Genomic DNA, 23,566 nt, shown 5'->3' with positions numbered 1-23,566 from the left:
TGCTTCAAGGGGAGGATAAAAGCCCCATGCTGAGAGCGTGGTTATTACGTTTTTTCGTTGTTTGCTGGGATAAAACCAAATTTGGTTAGCGCCTATGGGGCTTCACCCGCCCTCGATGCTAACCCTCAACCTGCATCACCTCTCTCTTAAGTTGAACCAATGCGTCTTTCTCGTTTAATTAAAATTGTCCGTGTGGTTTTTGGTTATGGTCTGGACGAGTTTTTACTCGGCCATGCGCGCGTGCGTGGTTTGGGGAAGCTGATTCAGTCGCTGCTGTCTGGCCGGGATTTAAGCGCGCCACGGGCCGAGCGTTTGCGGCTGGCTTTGCAAGAATTAGGGCCGATCTTTGTAAAGTTTGGCCAGGTTTTGTCAACCCGGCGGGATTTGATGCCGCTGGATATCGCCGATGAGCTGGCGAAACTGCAGGACAATGTGCCGCCCTTTGCCGCAGAGACCGCAGTTGCGGTGATTGAAGCAAGCCTGGGCCGCAAACTGAAAGAGTTGTTTGCCGAGTTTGAGCAATCGCCGGTGGCCAGTGCATCGGTGGCTCAGGTGCATAAGGCGCGTTTACATAATGGGCAGCAGGTGGCGGTCAAAGTTTTACGCCCGGATATCCTGCCGGTGATTGAATCTGATTTAGCGCTGATGCGCATCATGGCGGTATTGCTTGAAAAGCTTTCGGCCGACGGCAAGCGTCTGCGCCCCAGGGAAGTGGTGGCGGAGTTCGACCGCTATTTGCATGACGAGCTGGATTTAATGCGCGAGGCGGCCAACGCCAGCCAGTTGCGGCGCAATTTTTTAAACTCCGGCCAGCTCCTGGTACCCGAAGTCTTCTACGACTTTTGTGCGCGTGAAGTGTTTGTGATGGAGTGGATGGATGGCATTCCGGTCGGGCGCATCGATGAGCTGCTGGCAGCGGGGATGGATTTAAAAAAACTCTCCCGCTTTGGGGTGGAAATCTTTTTTACCCAGGTATTCAGAGATGGGTTTTTCCATGCCGATATGCACCCCGGCAATATCCTGGTGGCGGCAGATAATCGTTATATCGCTTTAGATTTTGGAATTGTCGGTACGCTGTCTGATAGCGATAAGCAATACCTGGCGATTAACTTTCTGGCGTTTTTTAACCGTGATTACCACCGCGTGGCCACCGCGCATATTGAATCGGGCTGGGTGCCAAAAGAGACGCGGGTAGAGGAATTAGAAGCGGCAGTGCGCACCGTTTGCGAGCCTATTTTTAATAAGCCGCTCTCGCAGATTTCTTTTGGCCAGGTGCTGCTGCGCCTGTTTGAAACCTCGCGCCGCTTTAATGTGGAAATCCAGCCGCAGCTGGTGTTACTGCAAAAGACACTTTTGAATATTGAAGGTTTAGGCCGCCAGCTTGATCCGGATTTAGACCTCTGGCAAACCGCCATGCCGTTTTTAGAGCGCTGGATGCACGAGCAAATTGGCTGGCGCGGCATGTTGCGTAATCTAAAAAAAGAAGCGCCGCAGTGGGCGGCTTTGTTGCCGGTGCTGCCGCGTAAATTGGGTGAGCTGCTCGATCAGAACCATACCGAGTTATTGGTGGCGGGGTATAGCGGCCTGATGTGGGAGCAGAAAAAACGCAACTGGTTGCTGGGCGTGATTGCCGCGCTTTTGGCTGGTTTATTGCTCACATGGTGGTTTAAATAATACTGATCACAGGCCAGATCTGCAGGGGCACCCCGCCCGCGCCAAAGCGGCTTTTAGCGTAAATGCGCTTTTAAATGAGCCGCTTTGGGTTTCCCTTCTGGCTTTTGCAGCTTAAAGCTCAATCACTCCTCCGCCAACCCGGTGTGTGTTTCCGCCAACCCTGATATTGCGCTGTGCATCTACTTCTACATGAATCACGCTTAAACGGCTGAACAGACGTTGTATGGTCAGCCCCTGTTCGATTCTCAGGCTAAAGGGAGCGCTTTGCCCTGATGCCATCATCCAGCCTGCTATATTTGCCGCACCCGTGCCTGCCCCAAAATCTTCATACACCTGAAATGCATCGCAGGAAAAAAACCGGAGGGTGATATGGTCGCCATCGCTGGACCATACAGCGGCCTGGGGCAAGTTTTTGCTGGATTCGGCCAGCCTGGACAACGAGCTGACCTGTGGATTGGCCTGCAAAACAGATTGCTGTGATCTGACCTGCACAATGAGTTGTTCCAGCCCGCAATCAACAAATAAGGGCGTGCCAATAATATCTGTTGCTGCAATGCCAAGGGCCGGGGCAATTTCTAAATTGCTGTGCTGGGCCGGGCGGGTGTGGGCTGTGGCCAGCTGGCTCCACCAGCGGTCACCCTGGCGTAACAGCCAGGTTTGCCCCTGATTGGTTTTAAATGCCTGTGCAGCAAGGCCTGTTTCATCGGGATGCGATGCTTCGGCTGTGGCCAGCATGGCTTGCACAGAAAAAGGCAGCATGTATTGCGTTGAATGCACATGAACTTGTGTGTCGTTTGCCGCAATAAATGCGGTTTCTGCTACGCCCATTTGAAATGCCAGTGCTTGCCGTGTTGGCTCGTCGGGCATTTCTTCGGTGGTAAACACGACAATGGGGTTCCCACTTAAACGCCGTTCAGCAAAGGTATTGATAAGGTGAAAGGGATAGGACGTCATAGCAGCAGCCTGGAAGTGAGTGCAGTAATATTTGCGAATGAAAAAAGCGGCAGGTGTATTTTATTACATGATTATGCCATTGAATCTTTCCATTATATTTTTTTAAACTTACTATTTGCTTTGATTTTATTGGTGAGGTGATTCTCAATTTGTAAAATTCACATTTAAATAATGGCTTAGCATTCAGCACTTTATTCATTTAAATGAGTAATTGCGCTTTGTTTGTAGCAAATTGGGTGTTAAAAACCACACTTTTTTCCTGGTGCGATTGAGGGGTTTCAGATATTTCCTTATAGATCAGACATCTATTTGAAATGTAGTCCGGGTATTTCAGGTACATATTTTTTTGTAATAATCTATCAGTGAAAGCCGCAGGTTCTTGTTAGAATGAAACCGTTTGCCCGATTCAATCATGAACTGGATTGCTCTGATGCCCGTACTCGAAACGATTGCTGATAAAGATCTGCCCCTTAAACGGGATCTTGAATTACTCGCTGAACTACTCGCTGCGACCATTCGCGAGCAAGCAGGAATTGCTACTGCCGAGCAGATAGAGTCCATTCGTGAACTCGCTCTGTCTTATGTGCAAGGCAGCAATCCGGAAGCGGGTAAAATGCTTGCCAAATCTTTATCTGGTCTGGATCCAGCCACCACCGTTGCCCTGGTGCGTGGTTTTGGTTATTTCTCGCACCTGTCTAATATTGCTGAAGATTTACACCATAATCGCCGCCGCCGCGCGCATAAGATTGCGGGCTCCGGCCCTCAGCGTGGCAGTATTGCTGCAGCGATTAACACCTTAACAGGCAGAGGCGTTAAGGCGGCAGAAATTATTGCCATGCTGGGTGAAAGCTTAATTGCCCCCGTGCTGACGGCTCACCCAACTGAAGTAAAGCGCAAGACCATCCTGGATTCCCACCGTGCTGTGGCGCAGCTTTTAGCAGAGCGCGATCGCTATGCCATGACGCCTGAAGAGTTAAGTGATAATAAAGCGGCACTGGAGCGTGTTTTGCTGGCGCTGTGGCAAACCCGCGAAATCCGTACTTTCAAGCTGACTGTTCAGGACGAGATTGAAAACGGTGCTGCGTATTTCCGTAATACTTTCCTGCACGAGCTGCCACGGCTTTATCTGGATTTGGAAGACAAGCTGGCAGGGCTCTGTGAGCAGAACATCAGCCTGCCTAACTTTATTCAGGTAGGCAGCTGGATTGGCGGTGACCGCGACGGAAATCCTTTTGTAACGGGCGATGTATTGCGCTACGCCGTGTCGCGTCAGTCTGGTATCGCTTTAGATTATTACTACCAGCAGTGCATGAAGCTGGAAAACGAATTATCGATGTCCACACGGATTGTGGATGTGGATTCGGCTTTGCAGGCCCTGGCAAATTCGGCCACAGATGAGAAAGACCGTAAATCAGAAGAGCCATATCGCCTCGCTGTGTCTGCCGTGCGGGCGCGTATTTTTGCTACCGCGGTTAAAATCGGCACTTTCCATCATCAGTTGCACGATGTGGCCAATGCGGCTGAATATGCGAATGCGCAAGAGCTGCTGGATGATTTAGCCGTGATTGCGGCCTCGCTTAAAGCGCACGGTGCAGCGCTGCTGGCCAATGGCCGTTTACGCCGTTTGCAGCGCGCGGTATCGGTGTTTGGATTTTATCTGGCGCCGCTGGATATGCGCCAGTATTCCGGCATGCATGAAAAAGTGATTTCTGAGTTGTTTACCCATGCTGGCCTTGAAGAATACATGCGCCTGGATGAAGCATCGCGCCGTGCGGTGCTGCTGCGTGAATTATCCAGCGCCCGGCCTTTGACTTCGGCCTACGTTGAATACAGCGAAGATGTGCAAAAAGAGCTGGATATTTATCGCGCTGCAAGTGAAGTGCAAGCGCGCTACGGCGCATCGGTACTGCCTAATTACATTATCTCTAACTGTGATTCGGTTTCGGATATGCTGGAAGTGGCCGTACTGATGAAGGAAGTGGGCCTGGTGCAGCTTGCGCCTAAGCTGTCTTCCAAGATTAATATCATTCCTTTATTCGAAACCATTCCTGATTTGCGCAGTGCAGGCAAAATCATGACCGAGCTGTTTGCAATCCCACAATGGCGTAATCTTTTGGGCTGCCGGGATGATGTGCAGGAAGTGATGCTGGGTTATTCGGATTCGAATAAAGACGGCGGTTATCTGACCTCCAACTGGGAGCTATATAAAGCAGAGCTCACACTGGTTGAAGTATTTCAGGCTGCAAATTTTAAAATGCGCTTGTTCCATGGCCGTGGCGGTACGGTTGGCCGTGGTGGTGGCCCGGCGCACGATGCGATCCTGGCCCAGCCTGCTGGCTCAGTGAATGGTCAGATTCGGATTACTGAGCAGGGTGAAGTGATTACCGCCAAGTATGCGGATCGCGAAGTAGGGCGCCGTAATTTGGAGATCCTGATTGCCGCCACGCTGGAAGCCAGTTTCCCTGAGGCCTCACCACCATTAAATGATGTGATGGAACGCCGTCAGCTGATGGAAAAGCTCAGTCTGAGCGCCTATCAGGCTTACCGTGATCTGGTGTATGCAACGCCTGATTTCATTACCTACTTCCGTGAAGCCACGCCGATTAATGAGATTCCGAGCCTGAATATCGGCTCCCGTCCGGCAGCGCGTAAGAGCACCAACAGCATCGGCGATTTGCGTGCGATTCCTTGGGTATTCTCATGGAGCCAGTGCCGCTTAATGTTGCCGGGCTGGTATGGCTTTGGTACTGCAATCAGCGAGTATCTTAAAGAAGCAGGCGATGAAGGTTTGGCACTGTTGCAGCAGCTTTATCGTGACTGGCCATTCTTTAACTCTACGATCTCTAATATGGATATGGTGCTGGCTAAATCGGATATTGCGATTGCGGCCCGTTACTCTGAGCTGGTTCAGGATCAGGAACTGGCACAGCGTATCTTTACGCGGATTAAAGCAGAATGGCAGCGTACCGTAGATGCGGTACAAGCAATTTCCAAGCATGGTGAATTGCTGGCAGATAACCCAATGCTGGCCCGCAGCCTGGATAACCGCCTGCCTTATCTTGACCCGCTGAATCACCTGCAGGTTGAGCTGCTCAAACGCCTGCGCAGTGGTGAGGCGAGTGAAGATGTACAGCATGCGGTGCATTTAACAATTAACGGCATTGCGGCGGGTTTGCGCAATAGCGGTTAAGCCGTGCAGTAAATCATAAGAAGCTGGGCTGGCGTGTAATACGTTACCCGGCTTTTTTTTTGCTTGTGAGTTTAGCCTGTGCTAGTTTGTCAGGCTAAAATAAGTTTGTATGAATTTTTTCATCCCCCCCGCATATTGATTCTTCAGGACAATGCCCGCATTGAAACTAAGCACCTGCCGCTATTTAGTGCTTACCCTGCTGCTCAGCATGGCTTTGCCTGCCGCCGCTGCAGGTAAATTGCCTACCCATTTTGGCGATAAGATGGAGGCGGCTTTGTCTTGCCGCAGTGAATGGTCGAATGAATGGTGGCGCAGTTATTTCCGGCAGTATTTGGGTGACCCTCTGCGGGTATGGGGAGAGGCGGAGTGGTTTGAAGCACAAAATGCCTCACTGGGCGGCAATAAAGTCAGTGAGGTTTTTGTGAGTCTGCCCAGTTCGGGTGCCTTGATGGTGGGGGCGCTGATTCCTGAACAAGTGGAAACTGTGCGCAAAAATATTGAAGCAAGCATGGGCTTTGCTTTTGTCCCTCTGGCGGGGAGCTATCCTCGTTATCTGTCTAAGTTTGGCAGCGTTCTGGTTGGCCTTCCTAATAATCAAAGCAAATGGTATTGCGCACGCTGGAATTTGGGTAATCGTCCCTGATACTGCAAAGTGCGTTGTCCCATTTTTTAATCTTTCTAAATAAGAAAGATTAAATGTAAAAATATATTTAAAAAAATAATTAATTTCTTTCTTGTTTTTTACTTAAATAGTTTTTTTATAGCTTGTGATGCTTGCTGCTATTTCCTTTTAAATCAATATTTCATTTCAGTTAATACCAATTATTGCAATTGCCTCTTTTAGCAAGGGCGTCTGATAGGACGGAAGGAGCTTGTTGCAATTAATTACAAAACTAGAATTGTTGTGTATGGCTCAAGAAAGCAAATATTCAGTATAAGCAGTTTAATGTATACTTTTTTTGCTAAACACACAGGTTTATATTGAAATATTTGTGTAATTCTTGCGCGAAAACTACACCAATAAAATCATATAAATTACAGAAAATAAAAATTATGTTGCAATGCAATATTTATTAATAACGCCATTTTAAATTGAAAACAGAGTTTTTCGAATAAATTGTTGCAATGCGTCAATGATTATGATGCCTGGCTATGTAGTTAAAGCAGACTGTTTTGCAGTGAAGGCAGAAGAGTATTTTTTTATTCATAATTGAGGGCTTGACAAGAAAAATAGAATGGTGAGTAATGAAACCCATCATGACCGGTTACAAAGAGAATTGGCTTGATACTGCTCTGAATACAGGTGAAGCTTTCGCAGAATTGACAGCTTGTAGGAAGGCGCTAATACCAGTTGAGATGCGTGAATAACGCCAATCAGTCTAAAGAGGATGGAGACTCCCTTTATGTCGAACTACAGTCGTTTAGCAGTAATTCCTGCTGCGTTTATTGTGATGCAAGCGTTTGCGGCACCCGCATGGGATGCCGCAACCACCTATACCGGTGGAGAAGTGGTGAGCTACGGTGGTAAGGATTGGAAAGCACAATGGTGGACTAAGGGTAATGTGCCTGGTGCAGATCAGTGGGGCCCATGGGCTTTGCAATCGGGTACACCAACACCGGCACCTACGCCCGTTCCTACACCAGCTCCAACTCCTGTTCCTACACCAGGCCCAACACCAGTTCCAACGCCTGCCCCTACACCAGCGCCATCGGCTTGCTACCAGACATGGACAGCAACGACAGCCTATACGGGCGGGCAATCGGTTACTTATAAAGGCCGTAACTACAAAGCACAGTGGTGGACTCAGGGCGATGACCCAACCACCAATGTGGGCGCAGGTAAGCCATGGCTTGATTTAGGTGCCTGCTCAACGGTACCAACACCTGTTCCAACTCCGGTACCAACACCAGTACCAACACCTGTTCCAACGCCGGTACCGACACCAGTACCAACACCTGTTCCAACGCCGGTACCGACACCAGTACCAACACCTGTTCCAACTCCGGTACCAACGCCTGTTCCTACACCTGCACCAACACCGTCAGGCAGCACGCAAGTTGGGTCTTACTTTGCACAGTGGGGCATTTACGATCGTGGCTATCTGGTGAAGCATGTTCAGACTAGCGGCTCCGCGGCGAAGATGACTTTCCTGAACTATGCCTTTGGTAATATCTATGCCAAAAATGGCGGCTACGAATGCGGCATCGTGACTAAGGCAGAAAATGGCTCGCAAGACGGTGGCGATGGCTGGGCCGACTTCCAGAAAGGTTTCGGCGCAAGTGATTCCGTAGATGGTGTGGGTGATGTTTGGGGCGAAGATGGCAAAGGTGGCCTGAAAGGCAACTTTAACCAGCTTAAAAAACTGAAAGCCAAAAATCCTAACCTTAAAGTGTTTATTTCTTTAGGTGGCTGGACCTGGTCTAAGTGGTTCTCGAATGCTGCTGCTACCGATGCAAGCCGCAAGCAACTGGTTTCCAGTTGTATCGATCTCTACATCAAGGGCAATATTCCATTTGATGCAGGCTCGAATGCCGGTGGTAAAGGCACAGCTGCAGGCGTGTTCGACGGGATTGATATCGATTGGGAATACCCGGGCGTGCAAGGGATAGGCACCAATACCGTATCGCCTAACGATAAGCAAAATAACACCCTGCTGCTGAAAGAATTCCGTGCGCAGCTGGATGCGCTTACCGCAACAACAGGCAAGAAGTATGGCCTGACTGTAGCGATTGGTGCAGGGGCTGAAAAAATTGCCATGACCGAGCCGGGGGAGTACAGCAAGTATCTGGATTGGATTAATCTGATGTCATACGACTTCAATGGCGGATGGGATGCCAAGGGGCCGACAGACTTCCAGTCGCATCTTTACAATGATCCTGCCAGCCCGCGTTATATCGATCCTAAAACCGGTAAGCCAGGTTTAGCAGCGCAATACAATATCGACAGCGCAGTGAAAAACCTGATTGCAGCAGGCGCACCAGCCAGCAAGATCGTATTAGGTATTCCTTTCTACGGTCGCGGATGGACTGGCGTGCCTAATATCAACAATGGCTTGTATCAGTCTGCAACAGGCCCGGCTAAGGGTAAATATGAAGAAGGGATTGAAGACTATCGCGTTCTGAAAAACGCGGCCGGCTCTGTATTTGTTCATCCTGTTACCAAGCAATCATGGAAATACGATGGCAATACATTCTGGTCTTACGATACAACCGATGTGATTCAGACCAAGCTTGATTATGTTAAAGCCAATGGTTTGGGCGGCGCATTCAGCTGGTCGCTTGATGGTGATGACAGCACTGGTACATTGATGAATGCAATGAGCAAGGTTCGTCAGTAAGACTCACAAAATCTAGTCAGTGAAATTAGCAAGCTAGCTAGACTTTTAACCCTCATGCTCAGGCATGGGGGTTTTTTTTGTCTGAGTGGGGGATAATCCCCACTTTGCTGATTTGATCTGATCTTCCCATGCTGCCCATTCAATATAATTTTGATCTGAAAAACGCTAATACCCTCGGTTTACCCGCCGTTGCCAGCCATTTTCTCCCGCTGACTGATCCCGCCCAATTGTTTGAACTCTGTCAGAACCCTGGCTTAAAAGCACTGCCATGGCGTGTTCTGGGCGGCGGCAGTAATTTGGTGTTGCCTGAGCAAATCAATGCCCTGGTTATTGCTGTTGCTTTAAAAGGGCGCCGTTTACTGAGAGAAGACGATGAAGCGTGGTATGTCGCTGCAGCAGGCGGTGAAAGCTGGCATGAGTTTGTAGCCTGGACCTTAGCTCAGGGCTGGGCAGGTTTAGAAAACTTATCGCTGATCCCCGGCACAGTGGGCGCGGCTCCTGTGCAAAATATTGGTGCTTATGGGGTAGAAGTAAAAGACTGCTTATATGAGCTGACGGCCTATAGTCTTGCAGATGGCCATGCCCGCGTATTTAGCGCTGCAGAATGCCAGTTTGCCTATCGGGACAGCTGTTTTAAGCAGGCCGAAGCAGGCAAATGGCTGATCGGCGAAGTCGTTTTTAAATTATCAAAGTCTGCCAGCATCAAAACGAATTATGGTGATATCGGGCAGGAGCTGGCCGCGCTGGGCTTGCCTCTGTCGGCCAGCGCTGTGGCTCAGGCGGTGATTAATGTACGCCAGCGCAAATTGCCTGATCCGGCGGTGATTGGTAATGCGGGCAGCTTTTTTAAAAACCCGGTCGTGACAGCTGAGCTGCGCGGGCAGGTGCTGGCCGCACACCCGGAGCTGGTTTCTTATCCTGCAGGGCCAGATCATTACAAACTGGCCGCAGGCTGGCTGATTGAGCGCGCTGGCTGGAAAGGCCGTCAGCTGGGGCCGGCAGGTATGTATCAGAAACAAGCGCTGGTGCTGGTAAATCATGGGGGCGCAACGCAAAACGACATAGCCAGTCTTACCGCCGCCGTACAAGCCGATGTGAAAGAGAAATTTGACGTAGAGCTGGAGGCAGAGCCGGTTTGGTGGTGATGCCGGCGCCGGAGGGCTGCCGATCGCTGCTAAGCCATTTAGCTTTTGTAAGTCACAACTTAATAAGCACTCTCTTGGCATAGGGCTTAAATCCCCCTTGAAGCTGCGATATGAGAAATAAGCGGCCCGGGGTTTCGACCAAGGGGCGGCGGCTGCTAAAGGAAAATACTCTATGTGGATAGATACTCATTGCCATCTGGATGCCCCGGAATTTGCCGCAGACCGGGATGAGGTGGTGGCAGCTGCAAGGCTGGCTGGGGTGCAGCAGATTGTGGTGCCTGCAGTGAGTGAGGCGACTTTTGCCGATGCACTGACGATGCGCATCCGCTATGGCTGCTTTCCGGCTTTTGGCCTGCACCCGATTTATACGGCGGTGCATCGGGATGAGCATTTGCTGACTTTGCAGCATTATCTGGAGCAGCATCAGCCGGTGGCGGTGGGGGAGATTGGGCTGGATTTTTATGTGCCCAATCTGGATGCCAACCGCCAGATCGGGCTGCTGGAAGCCCAGCTGAAGCTGGCACGGGATTTTGATTTGCCGGTGCTGCTGCATCTGCGTCGCGCTCAGGATCCGCTGCTTAAATATTTGCGTAAATGGCGGGTTAAGGGCGGTATTGCCCATGCCTTTAATGGCAGCGTGCAACAGGCCGAGGTATTTATTTCGCTGGGGTTTAAGCTGGGGTTTGGCGGGGCGATGACTTACTCAGGCTCGCAGCGGATACGCAAACTGGCCCGTGATTTACCCTTAGAAGCTCTGGTAATGGAAACCGACGCCCCAGATATTCCGCCTGCCTGGCTGGACCGCCAGCGCAATCAACCGGGAGAACTTGTCAGGATGGCGGAGGTGCTGGCCGAGTTACGCGGGATCAGCCTTGAGGAATTAGCCGCCGCCACAAGCGCCAATGCAAGGGCCGTGTTGCCGGGATTACTGTAATTGAAAATATAAAAAACCCAGATCTTAAAATGCAGAGGTAAAGAGAACATGAAGTTTCACGGAGAAAACTTTACTTGCTGATGTTTTTCTCTGTGATCCTCCGTGCTCTCCTGAACGCCCGTATTTCAAGACTTGGATTTTATTAAGCTGGTGGAGTTGCTGTTAAGGCCGTGAACTTGCTGAGTTAGCTAAAATAGTCCAACTCCAGTGCCGATTTGACTTCGCCCAGTGTGGCTGCCGCTACGGTGCGGGCACGGGCTGTGCCGGCTTTTAAAATCTGCATCACGTGCGCCGGATCTTTTGCAAGCTCCAGGCGGCGATTGCGGATAGGGGCTATCAATTCTTGCAGGCGTACTTCCAGGTGCTGCTTGATAACCGAATCAGCCAGGCCACCCTTGCGGTATTTGGCTTTTAAATCATCCACAAAGCTGATATCCGGCTCAAACGCATCCAGAAAGGTAAATACGGCATTGCCAGCCACCTGGCCCGGATCATTGATTTTTAAGTGCTTGGAATCGGTGTACATGCTTTTTACAAACTGGGTAATTTCATCCGGGCTGGCCGATAAATGCAGCACATTGCCCTGAGATTTACTCATTTTAGATTTACCATCCGGCCCAGGCAGGCGGCCCGTTTGCGGGATGATGGCGCGCGTTTCGAGCAAAATATCTTTGCCCGCTATGGCATTAAAACGGCGAACAATCTCGTTGGTTTGCTCAATCATCGGGGCCTGATCGGCGCCTACAGGAACGGCTGTGGCTTTAAATGCCGTGATATCTGCCGCCTGGCTTACCGGGTAGGCCAAAAAACCGGCCGGAATATCCCGCTGGAAGTTCTTCTGGCGAATTTCTTCTTTAACCGTAGGATTGCGCTCAAGGCGGGCAACGGTTACCAGATTCATAAAGTAGTAAGTCAGCTCGGATAATTCTGGCACCTGCGATTGAATAAAGATCGTGTTTTTAGCAGGATCGAGGCCAACAGCAAGGTAATCGAGCGCTACTTCCAGCACATTGCGATGTACCACATCATGATCGGTATCGGTCAGTGCCTGGGCGTCAGCCAGCATTAAAAATTGTGTATGTTTGTCCTGAAAGGCAAGGCGGTTATGCAATGAACCTACAAAGTGGCCTAAATGCAGCGGGCCAGTTGTTCGGTCACCAGTCAGAATAATATGCGAAGTCATGTACTCGATCCTTGTTTGGATTAAAGCCGCCGAGCCCATGGGGTATGTGGATATAACAATGCCGCCTGGACCGGCGGCATTGTTCAATAAAATGAGCTTAAGCCGCCAGTAACATATATTGGCGGTAGTACCAGCTCTGGGCTGGGGTTGTAGCGAAAAGGGTGGCTTGTGTTGCTTTCATGGCCATCACTATTGCAGTTTTCATGCCGTCTGTCTACCGTATTTGATACTTAATGATAACTATTGTTGTTTAGCTTTTGTTACAGCCGCAGACAGGGCAGGCTGGATCACGTTTGTAGCGCATTTCCCGCCATTGCATATTGCGTGCATCCAGCAGCTGTAAACGTCCAATCAGCGGGCTGCCAAGGCCAATAATCAGTTTGAGTGCTTCTGCTGCCTGTGCGGCCCCAATCATCCCTACGAGAGGGGCAAAAACCCCAAAAGTAGCGCATGGGCCATCGCTGGCCTCGCCTTCTTCACCAAACAGACAGTGGTAACAGGGGGCGTTGTCCAGCCTGGAATCAAAGGCTGTAAGCTGCCCGTCAAAGCGAACTGCTGCACCAGAAACCAGTGGTACTTTATGCGTAACACAGGCGCGGTTTACAGCATGGCGGGTGGCAAAATTATCACAGCAATCCAGTACGATATCAGCGGCGGCAACAAGCTGATCCAGCTCTTTGTCTGTCGCTCTGGTACTCAGCGCATTAACCCTGATGTGCGGGTTCAGTGCATAAATGGTCTGAGCGGCAGATCGCGCTTTATTCTGGCCCAGACTGGCAGTGCTGTGGATGATCTGGCGCTGTAAATTAGATAAATCAACCTGATCATGATCCACAATGGTGAGCGTGCCCACGCCTGCCGATGCCAGATAAAGTGCCGCTGGTGATCCTAAGCCTCCGGCGCCAATTAACAGTACATGGGCCTGGCTGATTTTTTCCTGGCCTTCAATGCCAATTTCATCGAGCAGAATATGGCGGCTGTAGCGCAGCAGGGCTTGATCATCCAGCGTGTCTTCGGAGCTGGCAGAAAGGTTTGGGCAGAAGCTCATGGCTGAAAATCGCAGTTAGGGTGAGAAATTATACGAGAAGGCGCGGGTGCTGCGTGTTTGGGCTTAAATCAGCGGGGGGATACGGGCCGTTCATGAGGCGGTGAAATGCGTTTCTTCAAACTTGTTTTGCTTCATAAAAAAAGCGCCAGCCATGCTCAGGGCTATTAACACAGTACTCCCTTATAAATACCGCCGCAGTTCTTCTGGTGTTTCATCATGATCACCGTGCGGATGTTTTTCCCATACTTTAACGTAGACATCACGGCTTTTAACATTGTGTTCAGGGATTTCTAAATTGCTGCAGGCAATATCTTCGCAATAGTGGGCGAGGGCGCGTTTGATTTTGCTCAGAATGCTTTCATCTAAATGAAAGCCTGCTTGCTTTAACTCCTTTTCCAGCCACTGTAAGCGGTATTGGGGTAAATGGTAGCGCACGCTGATACAGTGCTTATTGCCTGAGCTATGTGCAATAACCCCTTCTAAAGAATTCAAAAAGAGTACGGCATGCAGGGCTTGTTCTGGCGGAAGCGGATAGAGCTGAATCAAATGATGCCTGGCACCGTTGCTTAAGCAGGGTTTCATCGCGATCCTCCTGAAGATGTTTTAGTTTAGGCCGATGAAACTTACTTTGCACGCAATGAAAAACAGCTCCCGGAGGAGCTGTCTGAACAGATGCAAGGGGCGGCTGTTATTTAGCCGGCGCGGCTACATTTTTATTTTGCAAAATCTGCTGCACTTTCAGAATATTCAGCGCTTGTTGCAACTGGTAGTCGTTTTTAGAAGCAATTTCACGTGGATTGTCTTCAGCAGTTTCGCTGGCTGAGGCCGGTTTCAGCTTTTTAATTTCTGCTTTGATTTCCGCCTTGGTTTCAGATGCTGTTTTTTTGCTGCCAGCTTCTTTATCGGTCGGATTATCTAAACGATGTCCTAAATCGGCTTCACGAATACGGAAGGCATTTTGTTCCTTGCCGTTCAGTACTGCTTCTTCGACTTCAATATCCGGTGTAATGCCTTTCAACTGAATTGAGCGGCCAAGCGGCGTGAAATAACGAGCGGTGGTGAGCTTCAGTGCGGTTTTGTTATCAATTGGCATAATGGTCTGCACCGATGCCTTACCAAAGGTTTGCGTACCCACCACAATAGCGCGTTTATGGTCTTGCAATGCGCCCGCTACAATTTCTGAAGCCGAAGCAGAGCCGCCATTCACCAATACAACCAGCGGTACGTTTTTCACTTCCTTAGGCGTGTTTTTAAAATAATCTTCTCTGCCATTTTGGCGCAGATAGTTTTCTTTGCTTGCTGTTAGTTTGATTTTGGAATCAGGAGTGCGGCCTTCGGTGTAAACCACCAGCGCATCTTTAGGTAAGAATGCAGCAGAAACACCCACTGCACCATTTAACAGGCCACCTGGGTCATTCCGTAAATCGAGCACAACGCCTTTAAGCGGTGCTTTATTTTCTTTGTACAGGGCATCAAGGGCCTGTGCCACGTTTTCTGTGGTGTGCTCCTGGAACTGTGCCACACGAATGTAGCCATAGCCTGGTTCGGCCATTTTGGATTTCACGCTTTGTACTTTAATGACAGCGCGTTTCAGCGTCAGAATAATGGGCTTGCCTTCGCCTTTACGCAGCATGGTCAGCGTCACCGACGAGCCAATTTTGCCGCGCATTTTAGTCACGGCATCATTGAGCGACATGCCTTGTACCGGCGTTTCATCAATCTTGGCAATAAAGTCGCCCGCTTTTACACCGGCACGATAGGCTGGCGTATCTTCAATGGGCGATACAACGCGCACAAGGCCGTCTTCCATGCTGACTTCTATTCCAAGGCCACCAAATTCGCCCTGGGTTTGAATCTGCATATCTTTGAAGGCTTCGGCATCCAGATAAGTGGAGTGCGGATCAAGACCCGATACCATGCCTTTAATGGCTTCGGTAATGAGTTTTTTATCTTCGACTGGCTCTACATAGCTCTGCTTTATCAAGCCAAAAACAGTAGAAAATGCACGCAGCTCTTCAACGGGTAAGGGGTTGCCTCCCGCATCTTTATCAGCCACTGCGTTAAAGGAAAGACTCAGGGCAATGCCCAGACCTGCACCTGCCAATAGCAAGGCAATCTTTTGGAGCTTTGGTTTTTTGTTGCTCGAGGACATCCGTGTTTTCCTGTTATAGGCTTGCTGATATGGGGCGTCGTAATGGTCTAGCCAGCCCACGCCAATGGGTCTACGGGGCGGCCGTTTTGTCTTAATTCAAAGTATAAGCCGGAATCTGCCATTCCACCGCTGTTACCACTGGTGGCAATGCTGTCCCCAGCCTTAATCGTATCACCGACTTGCTTAAGAATGCTCTCGTTTGCAGCGTAAATACTCATATATCCACCGCCATGATCGACGATCAGCATATTGCCAAAGCCGCGTAGCCACTCGGCAAAAACCACCCGGCCACTGGCTACCGCTTTGACGCTCTGGCCGGAGGCAGCGCGAATAAATACGCCTTTCCATTGCCCGCCTTCGCCTCGAGCCGTGCCATAACGGCCGGTGATTTCACCCTTAATCGGTAAGCGCAGCTTACCTTTGAGCGATGCAAAGGCTTGTCCTGATTGTGTTGCATCAGGCAGCGCGGTAGTGACTTCTGGTTCGGGCTCTGCCTTGGGTGCGGGTTTTCCTGCAGCTTTTGCTTTGGCCTGAGCAGCAGCATTTCGTGCGGCACGCTCCCTGGCTTTTTTCTCAGCAAGCTGCCTGGCCTGGGCGGCTTTTTTGGCGCGCTCAAGCTCCTGGCGTTTGATAATGGCGTTGAGCTTATCAACCAGCCCTGTCAGGCGTTTCTCATCGGCGGCCAGTTTTTGGATTTGATTACGCTGGCTGCTGATTTCTTGTGAGAGGTTGCTCACAATTTGCTGTTTTTCCTGCTGCTCGGATACCAGCATTTCTTTTTGCTGTTTTTTCCTTTGCGCAAGCTGTTGCAAAGCTTCATTTTTTTGCCGGATATCTTCACTTAAGCGGGAAAGCTCACTCAACTGTGCTTCCAGTTTATTTGCAAGCTGCAATTGCGAGCGGCTGATATAGCGGTAATAAGTGAGCTCGCGGCTGACTTGATTAGGGTCTTGCTGATTGAGCAGCAGACGCCATGCTTCAATCTGCCCGGCTTTGTAGCGTGTTTTAAGGATTTTCCCAAGGCGAAGCTGGCTGGCCTGAATCCCTTTGCGGGTATGGCTGATGTCGTTTTCAAGGCGGGAAATTTCAGCGCTGGTGAGGGCTTGTTCTTGCTGCATGGAGCTAAGAACGCGATTAGCATCGGAAATCGCTGTTTCAGAGTCTTTTAAAGCGTCGCTGGCTTCGCTGCGGTGCGATTCATTGGCTGCAAGGTCTTTTTTTAGCTCTTGCAACTGGCCTCGCAAATCTTTTAACTCAGCTTGTCTTGCTTCGGATTCTTGTTTAGGCGCGGCAGGCGTAGCCGGTGCAGCAAGTGCACCGGTTGTAAGCATTAGAAGAAAAAGCGCTCTGAGCATTCTTATAAGTTTACCAAGTATTTACCCTTACTTAGGGATGGTTTGCCTGCCTGGGCTTAAAAATGAGAGTGAAGTATGGCAGGTGTAATACCTGCAAATGAATCGCTTACTTCCCTGATTTCTAATTCTTTAAGCATCATAAAGCCAAAATATAAGCGATCTGACCACCTGCTGGTGGTCAGTCGCTTTATGGATTACATCCTGGCTATCTTACCAAATGCCCCTCGCCGTTCAGGACAAATGTACAAGTGATTTGCCCGTCATTTCTTCCGGCTGATCAAGGCCCATTAATGCCAGCATGGTAGGGGCAATATCACGTAAAGCCCCGCTGCCCCGTGCCGCCATTGTTGCCGGGCGGCCGATATAGGCAAATGGAACCTGGTCTGTAGTGTGTTGGGTATGTGGCTGGTGTGCGGTGTGATCAAACATCAGCTCACAATTACCATGATCGGCCGTAATCAGGATTTCTCCACCGGCTGCAAGCATGGCGTCAACACATTGTGCAACACTCTGGTCTAAAGCTTCAACTGCTTTAACAGCAGCGTCAAAAATACCTGAGTGCCCAACCATATCACCATTGGCATAATTGCAAATAATGGCTGCGTATTGCTTTGATTCAATGGCTTCAACAATCCGGCGTGTGACTTCTGGTGCGCTCATTTCAGGCTGTAAATCGTAAGTGGCTACCTTGGGTGAAGGTACCAGGATGCGATCTTCCCCGGCGAATTCTTTTTCTTCGCCACCTGAGAAGAAGTAAGTAACGTGCGGGTATTTTTCGGTTTCGGCAATGCGCAGTTGTTTTAAGCCTAAGTTGGCGATGTACTCACCAAAACTGTTTTGCACCTTAGGCTTGTCATAAGCAACTTGCAGTGCCGGATAGGCAGAGCCGTAATTGGTTGCAGTACTGAATGAAGCAAATTTTGGCTGACGCGCTTTAAAACCATCAAAGCTGGTATCGGTGAGTGCAGTAGTGATCTGGCGCGCGCGGTCGGCTCGGAAATTCATAAAGATCACAACATCGCCATCCTGCATGGACGATGGTGCGCCAATGGCGGTGGCAGAAATAAATTCATCGTTTTCATCACGGGCGTAACCGGCTGCCAGTGCTTCGGCGGCGCTGTTTGCATGGTAGAGACCCTTGCCTTCAACCATAACGTTGTAGGCAGGTTCAATTCGTTCCCAGCGCTTATCTCTGTCCATAGCCCAATAGCGCCCTGTAACCGAAACAATTCTTGCTGCAGGGTGGCTGTCGCAAACGGCCTGAAGTTTTTCCAGGTAAACGGCAGCGCTGCGCGGTGGTGTGTCACGGCCATCCAGGAAGGCATGGACATTGATCTGGCCTGCGCCCGCATCGCTGGCTGCGGCTACCAGGGCATTAATATGGGCTTCGTGGCTGTGAACCCCGCCATCCGAGATCAGGCCTAAGATGTGCAGCGTTTTGCCACTGCTTTTCGCTTGTTCAATTGCTGCGGCAAAAACAGTGTTTTGCCCGATAGAGCCGTCTGCCACATCACAGTCGATACGGCTGATGTCTTGCTGCAGCACGCGGCCAGCGCCAATATTAAGGTGGCCAACTTCAGAGTTACCAAACTGGCCTTTAGGCAGGCCAACATACTCTTCGGATGCGTTGATCGTGGTCCACGGGCAGGTGGCAAACAGGCGATCAAGGTGCGGTTTTTTTGCTGCAGCAATGGCATTATCCGCTGTCTCTTCGCGGTAACCGAAGCCATCTAAAATCAGCAAAAGAACGGGCTTGACGTTTTGGCTCATATTTATTAATCCCTGTGATGGATGCTGCTGCGTATTTAATGCTTGCTCAGCAGACAAACAAATTTTAAATATCCCTGGTATTCTAACCTATTGCATAATAGCCTCTATGACGTTTGGCAATATTTCTACCAAATTAAGCAAGAAATAATTAGAATATCCCCTCAAACCTTTTTTAATCTCAGATAGCGATTATGGCCAATTCCATTGAGCATATGGACGACCCCCACATTGATCAGGCATCGCGTGCGATGAAGGCGATGTCACACCCCTTGCGTTTGAAAATTCTTTGCGTACTTGGCGACAAAGAAGTCAGCGTGCAGGATATCGTTGAGCAGGTTGGTACGACTCAGTCGAATATTTCCCAGCACCTTGCCCTGATGCGGGAAAAAGGGGTGCTGCGTACACGTAAAGATGCCAATCGGGTTTACTACCGTGTGGGTGATTTACGTACGCTGGAAGTGATTGTTATGTTAAGAAACGTATTCTGCGGCTTTTAAATCTTTACATCGCGTATTTTTTACGCGATGTGATTACTGCAATTTGCTGATGATTAGCGTGCTAAATCTTTTAAATAATTCTCCAACTTTTCTTTTTTGAGTCTTCCCAGCTCAATTGCAATTCGTTCACCTTTTGCATTGTATATTGCGGTAAAGGGTAATCCGCCCAGCTGATTGCCTTCTTTGCGCATTAATTCCATTGCATTGGCTTCCCCAAATAAAACCGGGTAATTTATTCCGTATTGCTTTGAAAATGCGGCGACATCTTTTTGTTCGTCGATGGCTACGCCAATAAACCGCACTTTCCCTGCATATTGCTTTTGCAATGCAATAAACTCCGGTATTTCTTCTCTGCAGGGGCTGCACCAGGTTGCCCAAAAATTAATAATGAGCGGTTTACCTTTCCATTGGGAAAAAGACTGCATTTTGTTTTGAAAATCAGGCAGTTGGGCTGAAAAAACAGCGCTTTCTGCCTGAGCAAGGCCACTGAGTAGACTCAAAATAATGAAGCATTTTTTCATTGTTTTTCCTGTTGAAGCCGTTCTAAAGTGGCTTTAAAGGCAGCCGGATTTTGATAGCCAATCACGCGCTCATTCAGAAAATGGCCATTACTTCCCGTAAATAAAATTGCGGGGGGCCCAAACAGCCTGAATCGCTTTAACAGCGCCTGATCTGCTGCATTGTTTTGTGTAACATCGGCCCTGAGTAAAACCATACCTGCTAAGGTTTTTTGAATATCCGGATCGCTGAGTGTATCGCGTTCAAATTCTTTGCAGGCAATACACCAATCAGCATAAAAATCGAGCATTACCATTTTGCCATTAGCCTGATTAATTGCCTGGTCTAATTCCTGTTCTGATTTAATTGTGGCAAAGTGCGGGCCGTTTTCTGTTCCTGATTTTTCCCATAAGGGTCTTGCAACCCAAACGGCCATTGCCATAAGTAATACACCGAATACAATTTTTACTCCGCGCATGATGCGGCCGGAGAGCTTTGGCAGAATGCTGCCGCCGAAAGCACCAATCGCGAGCAGAGGCAGGCCAAGGCCCAGTGCCAGCATATAAAGTGCACTGCCGCCCAGCAGTAAATCGCCGGTTTGCCCCAGATAAGCCAGCGCTGCAGCTAAGGGCGGGGCGATGCAGGGGCCAACAATTAGTGCGGAGAGGGCCCCCATGGCAAACACCGAAGTAAATTGGCCTCCTGGTAAGCGGTTTGACCATTCATTCATTTTACTTTGAATGCTGCCGGATAATTGCAGGTCAAATAAGCCAAACATTGCCAGCGCCATAAGAACAAAAAACAGGGCGAAAAGAGCAATAACAAAAGGTTGTTGTAAGGCTACAACAAGTAGAGTGCCTGTTGCCGCTGCCGCAATCCCGATGAGTGTGTAGCTCAGAGCCAGGCCTTGCACATAGGTAAACGTCAGCGCCAGGGCGCGCATTTTGCCTTGCTGGCCATTGCCCAGCACGATGCCGGATACGATAGGGATCAGGGGGTACATACACGAGGTAAGGGCAAGTGCAATGCCTGCCAGAAAAAACACGCTTAGTGTGGCAAGAAATCCGCCGCTGAAATAAACATCGGCCCCGCCGGGGCCGATTTCAGCAGGAGCCGTACTTTTACCAAACAGCTGATCCAGCGCATCTTTTGGCGGCTCACCTGGTTTTAGAATCTGTGTCTGAGGCGGGTAGCAAACGCCCACTTCGGCACAGCCTTGGAATTTTGCAGTAATGGCCGCATTTATGGGGAATGGGGTGCTGGATTTGATCTGTACTGAAGTGTCGTGCTTGTAAACCTGTACTTTGCCAAAGCTGGGATCATTTTTTTCCGTACCTGCAGGCAGCTGGGGCTGGATACTCTGATCCGCTTTAAAAGTAATCCGGTCACGGTAGAGATAATAACCCGGTGCCACTTTAAAACGCGCTTCCAGAGTATGGTCATCAATCTGTACCATGTAAGCCTGAAACGCTTTTTCAGGAGCAAGTAAATCATTTTCAGCATGGGCCGTGCCTATTAGGGCAAGGAAAAATAAAATAATACGCAGCATCATGCCTGTACCTCTTTACTAAGCCAGTTCAGATAGGCGGGTAATCCCGCTACAGCGCTCAGGGCGATAATTTCGACGACTTCATAGGGGTGATTTTCCTGCAGCCAGGCCTCTAAAACCGGATAAGCGGTTTGGGTCGTTTTAATCAGCAGGGGAACTTCCTGGGCGATTTCGATTCTTTCATTCCATCGGTATGTAGATTGTACTGGCGCCAATTGGTTCACACAGGCGGCCAAACGGGCTGTTACCAGGCCGGTGGCTAAACGATTTGCTACATCCTCGTCCGGGCAATTGCACAGGACGATCAAAATATTTTCTGGAGTTGTCATGCCTTACCTGCTGTTATTACTTTTTGTGGCGTACCCGATTGCTGAAATTATCACGATTGTTTTACTGGCAAAAGCCATTGGTACTTTTTGGGTCGTGCTGTGGCTGATTGCGGCTTTTTTTGGTGGCCTGCTGATGCTGCGCCATCATAAATTAGCGGTGGGGGCGGCTTTATTTGGCGACTTACGCTCTGGCCGCTTGTCGGTGCACAGCTTGTTTGCAGTGGCCCGGTATTACATTGCTGCCGTTTTATTATTACTGCCCGGTATTTTGGGCGATGTGGCCGCACTGGTTTTGCTGTTGCCTTGGGGCAAACTGGCAGGAAAAAATACGGCTTCCCCGGCAGCGGGCACATATTCTTCGCAAGGTGCCGCGGGTGATGTAATCGATGGTGAATATCGCCAGGTAAAGCCCGATGTGGATCGTTTACAAGGTTAATTTAATACTTTAATTAAAAAATCGCCGCGGGCAGCTGCCTGCGGCGATTTTTTTTACTTCAGCATAATCATGCTGACGCCTTGCAAAATAATCTGCTCTAAGCTGGGCACAATGACATTCAGCACCAGCTGAATGGCCAGAATCAGCACCAGAGGCGTGATATCCACACCCCCAATAGGTGGGATAAAGCGGTGTAAGGGGCGCAGAAAAGGTGCTGTCAGCGCGGTAAGAATCGGCATCAGTGGGTTATACGGCGCAAGCCAGGACATCAGTGCCTGGCCGATCACTGTCGCAAACAGCAGATATAAAGACATCTTGCAGATTTCAAGCAGGGCTGCAAGTGCCAGTGAAAACAGTGAAAACGGCGCTGTAAAGTCAAAAGGCCATGGAGATAAGGCCAGTAAGACGGCATGCATCAGCAGGGCCACCAGCCAGGAGAGCATCAGGCTGGCGCTATCCAGTCCGCGAAAGGGCGGCAGGATACGCCTGACAGGGATGACGGCCCAGTTGGTCAGCGATAAAACAAACTGAGTCAGCGGGTGCTTGAATGGAATCCTTGCGGCCTGCAAGAAAAATCGGGCCAGCAAAAGCAGAATAAAAAATTCTGATAAATTACGAATTAAAAAATTGAATGTGTTTGCAAGCATTGTAAATCCTCAGACTTCAAGACTGCGTGTGGATTCTTCCCCCAACTCGCGGGAGCGGGCAGCCGCGGCAGAAGCTGCTGCAATAATGGTTGTGCGTACCTGGCTGGTTTCAAGTGCATTAATGGCCCGCTCGGTGGTACCGCCTTTTGAGGTCACTTTTTGCCTTAAGGTAGCGGCGTCGTCCTCGCTTTGCAGCGCGAGTTTTACGGCTCCTGCAAAGGTCTGGTAGGCCAGCTTACGGGCAATTTCCGGGCCAAAGCCCTGAGCGCGGGCTGCCGCTTGTAAGGCTTCCATAAAATAGAATACATAGGCGGGGCCAGAGCCCGAAATCGCCGTGATTCCATCGATATCACTTTCTTTTTCTACCCAGACCATTTCGCCAATGGCAGCCAGCATGCGCCCGGTTAATTCCCGGTCTGCAGCATTCACTTCGCTGGTGGCATAGGCCCCGGACATCCCTTCCTGAACCAGTGCCGGGGTATTAGGCATGACTCGTACAATGCGCGGATATGCATCCAGCCACTGCGAAAGGGTTTCTACCCTGATACCTGCGGCAATGGAAATAACGAGCGCACCATTGATTTGCTGTCGTAAAGATTTGGCAACAGCTTGTAATTGCTGTGGTTTTACTGCGAATAAAATGGCCTCGCTTTGAGGAAGCGCCGTTTCCGGATCGCTGCAGCTCACGCCAAAATCGGCACTTAGCTGTTCCCGCTTGAGTGCATCAGGTTCAACCACATGAATCTGAGCGGCTGTAAAGCCCTGTCTGATCATGCCGCCTATCATCGCGATGGCCATGTTTCCGCCACCGATAAAAGTGATTTTCATAAATTCCTTACACTGGTTGGCCCAAAAAATCATGCATTA

The 23,566-nt window shown here is 49.8% G+C and carries 20 protein-coding genes; 8 read left to right on the top strand and 12 right to left on the bottom strand.

The annotated features are described in order from the left end of the window. Positions 1–159 precede the first annotated feature (159 nt). Positions 160–1,674, top strand: a complete 1,515-nt coding sequence (ubiB, locus tag HA050_RS02950) for a ubiquinone biosynthesis regulatory protein kinase UbiB (RefSeq protein WP_166821802.1) — start codon at positions 160–162, stop codon at positions 1,672–1,674. Between the two features lie 111 nt (positions 1,675–1,785). Here the strand turns inward: ubiB and HA050_RS02945 are convergent, their stop codons facing one another. After that, on the bottom strand, positions 1,786–2,628 hold the full coding sequence (locus HA050_RS02945) for a PhzF family phenazine biosynthesis protein (protein ID WP_166821800.1): 843 nt from the start codon (positions 2,626–2,628) through the stop codon (positions 1,786–1,788). Positions 2,629–3,040: 412 nt separating this feature from the next. Between HA050_RS02945 and ppc the strand changes: the two genes are divergently transcribed. From ppc to HA050_RS02920, 5 genes are all read left to right on the top strand, one after another. Next, positions 3,041–5,818, top strand: a complete 2,778-nt coding sequence (gene ppc, locus HA050_RS02940; RefSeq protein ID WP_240928954.1) for a phosphoenolpyruvate carboxylase — start codon at positions 3,041–3,043, stop codon at positions 5,816–5,818. A gap of 151 nt (positions 5,819–5,969) precedes the next feature. Beyond that, positions 5,970–6,461: a hypothetical protein gene (locus HA050_RS02935; RefSeq protein ID WP_166821797.1), complete on the top strand. Its 492-nt coding sequence runs from the start codon at positions 5,970–5,972 to the stop codon at positions 6,459–6,461. 760 nt (positions 6,462–7,221) lie between these two features. After that, positions 7,222–9,156: a glycosyl hydrolase family 18 protein gene (locus HA050_RS02930; protein ID WP_240928953.1), complete on the top strand. Its 1,935-nt coding sequence runs from the start codon at positions 7,222–7,224 to the stop codon at positions 9,154–9,156. Positions 9,157–9,284: 128 nt separating this feature from the next. Beyond that, positions 9,285–10,301, top strand: a complete 1,017-nt coding sequence (gene murB, locus HA050_RS02925) for a UDP-N-acetylmuramate dehydrogenase (RefSeq protein ID WP_205836261.1) — start codon at positions 9,285–9,287, stop codon at positions 10,299–10,301. Positions 10,302–10,473: 172 nt separating this feature from the next. Further along, positions 10,474–11,235 carry a TatD family hydrolase gene (locus tag HA050_RS02920; RefSeq protein ID WP_166821791.1) on the top strand — a complete coding sequence of 254 codons (762 nt, stop codon included), beginning with the start codon at positions 10,474–10,476 and terminating at the stop codon, positions 11,233–11,235. 184 nt (positions 11,236–11,419) lie between these two features. Here the strand turns inward: HA050_RS02920 and trpS are convergent, their stop codons facing one another. The 6 genes from trpS to gpmI form a co-directional block, all read right to left on the bottom strand. Continuing rightward, positions 11,420–12,418, bottom strand: a complete 999-nt coding sequence (gene trpS / locus HA050_RS02915) for a tryptophan--tRNA ligase (RefSeq protein ID WP_166821788.1) — start codon at positions 12,416–12,418, stop codon at positions 11,420–11,422. Between the two features lie 250 nt (positions 12,419–12,668). After that, positions 12,669–13,466, bottom strand: a complete 798-nt coding sequence (locus tag HA050_RS02910; RefSeq protein ID WP_205836260.1) for a HesA/MoeB/ThiF family protein — start codon at positions 13,464–13,466, stop codon at positions 12,669–12,671. Between the two features lie 180 nt (positions 13,467–13,646). Then, complete coding sequence (locus tag HA050_RS02905) at positions 13,647–14,048, bottom strand: hypothetical protein (protein ID WP_166821785.1); 402 nt, start codon at positions 14,046–14,048, stop codon at positions 13,647–13,649. 106 nt (positions 14,049–14,154) lie between these two features. Beyond that, positions 14,155–15,618, bottom strand: a complete 1,464-nt coding sequence (locus HA050_RS02900; protein WP_099397914.1) for a S41 family peptidase — start codon at positions 15,616–15,618, stop codon at positions 14,155–14,157. A 47-nt stretch (positions 15,619–15,665) separates the two neighbouring features. Beyond that, positions 15,666–16,949, bottom strand: coding sequence for a murein hydrolase activator EnvC family protein (locus tag HA050_RS02895; RefSeq protein ID WP_166821782.1), 1,284 nt, complete (start codon positions 16,947–16,949; stop codon positions 15,666–15,668). A 255-nt stretch (positions 16,950–17,204) separates the two neighbouring features. Further along, a complete protein-coding gene (gene gpmI / locus HA050_RS02890; RefSeq protein ID WP_166821779.1) occupies positions 17,205–18,743 on the bottom strand; it encodes a 2,3-bisphosphoglycerate-independent phosphoglycerate mutase in 1,539 nt (512 codons plus the stop codon). A gap of 191 nt (positions 18,744–18,934) precedes the next feature. Between gpmI and HA050_RS02885 the strand changes: the two genes are divergently transcribed. After that, positions 18,935–19,240: an ArsR/SmtB family transcription factor gene (locus HA050_RS02885; protein WP_046352391.1), complete on the top strand. Its 306-nt coding sequence runs from the start codon at positions 18,935–18,937 to the stop codon at positions 19,238–19,240. A gap of 53 nt (positions 19,241–19,293) precedes the next feature. Here the strand turns inward: HA050_RS02885 and HA050_RS02880 are convergent, their stop codons facing one another. From HA050_RS02880 to cutA, 3 genes are read right to left on the bottom strand one after another with little or no spacing between them, the layout of a single operon-like run. Further along, positions 19,294–19,761: a TlpA family protein disulfide reductase gene (locus HA050_RS02880; RefSeq protein WP_277344352.1), complete on the bottom strand. Its 468-nt coding sequence runs from the start codon at positions 19,759–19,761 to the stop codon at positions 19,294–19,296. Then, positions 19,758–21,290 (bottom strand): protein-disulfide reductase DsbD, encoded by a 1,533-nt coding sequence (gene dsbD / locus HA050_RS02875; RefSeq protein WP_166821773.1) that lies wholly within the window; start codon positions 21,288–21,290, stop codon positions 19,758–19,760. Before dsbD ends, HA050_RS02880 begins: the two co-directional genes overlap by 4 nt. Further along, on the bottom strand, positions 21,287–21,616 hold the full coding sequence (cutA, locus tag HA050_RS02870; RefSeq protein WP_166821770.1) for a divalent-cation tolerance protein CutA: 330 nt from the start codon (positions 21,614–21,616) through the stop codon (positions 21,287–21,289). Before cutA ends, dsbD begins: the two co-directional genes overlap by 4 nt. Here cutA and HA050_RS02865 point away from each other — a divergent pair. Continuing rightward, positions 21,615–22,052, top strand: coding sequence for an FxsA family protein (locus tag HA050_RS02865; protein WP_166821767.1), 438 nt, complete (start codon positions 21,615–21,617; stop codon positions 22,050–22,052). The genes cutA and HA050_RS02865 overlap by 2 nt on opposite strands. A gap of 53 nt (positions 22,053–22,105) precedes the next feature. Here HA050_RS02865 and HA050_RS02860 read toward each other — a convergent pair whose 3' ends face one another. Together HA050_RS02860 and proC are read right to left on the bottom strand one after the other, a co-directional pair. After that, entirely contained in the window at positions 22,106–22,699 is a 594-nt protein-coding gene (locus HA050_RS02860) for a YggT family protein (RefSeq protein ID WP_166821764.1), read from the bottom strand. A 9-nt stretch (positions 22,700–22,708) separates the two neighbouring features. Next, on the bottom strand, positions 22,709–23,527 hold the full coding sequence (gene proC / locus HA050_RS02855) for a pyrroline-5-carboxylate reductase (RefSeq protein WP_166821762.1): 819 nt from the start codon (positions 23,525–23,527) through the stop codon (positions 22,709–22,711). Between the last annotated feature and the right edge of the window lie 39 nt (positions 23,528–23,566).

Source organism: Iodobacter violaceini (genome assembly GCF_011601265.1).
GTDB classification, from domain to species: domain Bacteria; phylum Pseudomonadota; class Gammaproteobacteria; order Burkholderiales; family Chitinibacteraceae; genus Iodobacter; species Iodobacter violaceini.
Note: the sequence above shows the minus strand (reverse complement) of the source record. Positions and strands in the feature narration are given on the sequence as shown.

Excerpts from the sequence above, each read along its gene's own strand:
- ubiB (WP_166821802.1), top strand. The coding sequence starts at position 160 with ATGCGTCTTTCTCGTTTAATTAAAATTGTCCGTGTGGTTTTTGGTTAT.
- HA050_RS02945 (WP_166821800.1), bottom strand. The coding sequence starts at position 2,628 with ATGACGTCCTATCCCTTTCACCTTATCAATACCTTTGCTGAACGGCGT.
- ppc (WP_240928954.1), top strand. The coding sequence starts at position 3,041 with ATGAACTGGATTGCTCTGATGCCCGTACTCGAAACGATTGCTGATAAA.
- HA050_RS02935 (WP_166821797.1), top strand. The coding sequence starts at position 5,970 with ATGCCCGCATTGAAACTAAGCACCTGCCGCTATTTAGTGCTTACCCTG.
- HA050_RS02930 (WP_240928953.1), top strand. The coding sequence starts at position 7,222 with ATGTCGAACTACAGTCGTTTAGCAGTAATTCCTGCTGCGTTTATTGTG.
- murB (WP_205836261.1), top strand. The coding sequence starts at position 9,285 with ATGCTGCCCATTCAATATAATTTTGATCTGAAAAACGCTAATACCCTC.
- HA050_RS02920 (WP_166821791.1), top strand. The coding sequence starts at position 10,474 with ATGTGGATAGATACTCATTGCCATCTGGATGCCCCGGAATTTGCCGCA.
- trpS (WP_166821788.1), bottom strand. The coding sequence starts at position 12,418 with ATGACTTCGCATATTATTCTGACTGGTGACCGAACAACTGGCCCGCTG.
- HA050_RS02910 (WP_205836260.1), bottom strand. The coding sequence starts at position 13,466 with ATGAGCTTCTGCCCAAACCTTTCTGCCAGCTCCGAAGACACGCTGGAT.
- HA050_RS02905 (WP_166821785.1), bottom strand. The coding sequence starts at position 14,048 with ATGAAACCCTGCTTAAGCAACGGTGCCAGGCATCATTTGATTCAGCTC.
- HA050_RS02900 (WP_099397914.1), bottom strand. The coding sequence starts at position 15,618 with ATGTCCTCGAGCAACAAAAAACCAAAGCTCCAAAAGATTGCCTTGCTA.
- HA050_RS02895 (WP_166821782.1), bottom strand. The coding sequence starts at position 16,949 with ATGCTTACAACCGGTGCACTTGCTGCACCGGCTACGCCTGCCGCGCCT.
- gpmI (WP_166821779.1), bottom strand. The coding sequence starts at position 18,743 with ATGAGCCAAAACGTCAAGCCCGTTCTTTTGCTGATTTTAGATGGCTTC.
- HA050_RS02885 (WP_046352391.1), top strand. The coding sequence starts at position 18,935 with ATGGCCAATTCCATTGAGCATATGGACGACCCCCACATTGATCAGGCA.
- HA050_RS02880 (WP_277344352.1), bottom strand. The coding sequence starts at position 19,761 with ATGAAAAAATGCTTCATTATTTTGAGTCTACTCAGTGGCCTTGCTCAG.
- dsbD (WP_166821773.1), bottom strand. The coding sequence starts at position 21,290 with ATGATGCTGCGTATTATTTTATTTTTCCTTGCCCTAATAGGCACGGCC.
- HA050_RS02865 (WP_166821767.1), top strand. The coding sequence starts at position 21,615 with ATGCCTTACCTGCTGTTATTACTTTTTGTGGCGTACCCGATTGCTGAA.
- cutA (WP_166821770.1), bottom strand. The coding sequence starts at position 21,616 with ATGACAACTCCAGAAAATATTTTGATCGTCCTGTGCAATTGCCCGGAC.
- HA050_RS02860 (WP_166821764.1), bottom strand. The coding sequence starts at position 22,699 with ATGCTTGCAAACACATTCAATTTTTTAATTCGTAATTTATCAGAATTT.
- proC (WP_166821762.1), bottom strand. The coding sequence starts at position 23,527 with ATGAAAATCACTTTTATCGGTGGCGGAAACATGGCCATCGCGATGATA.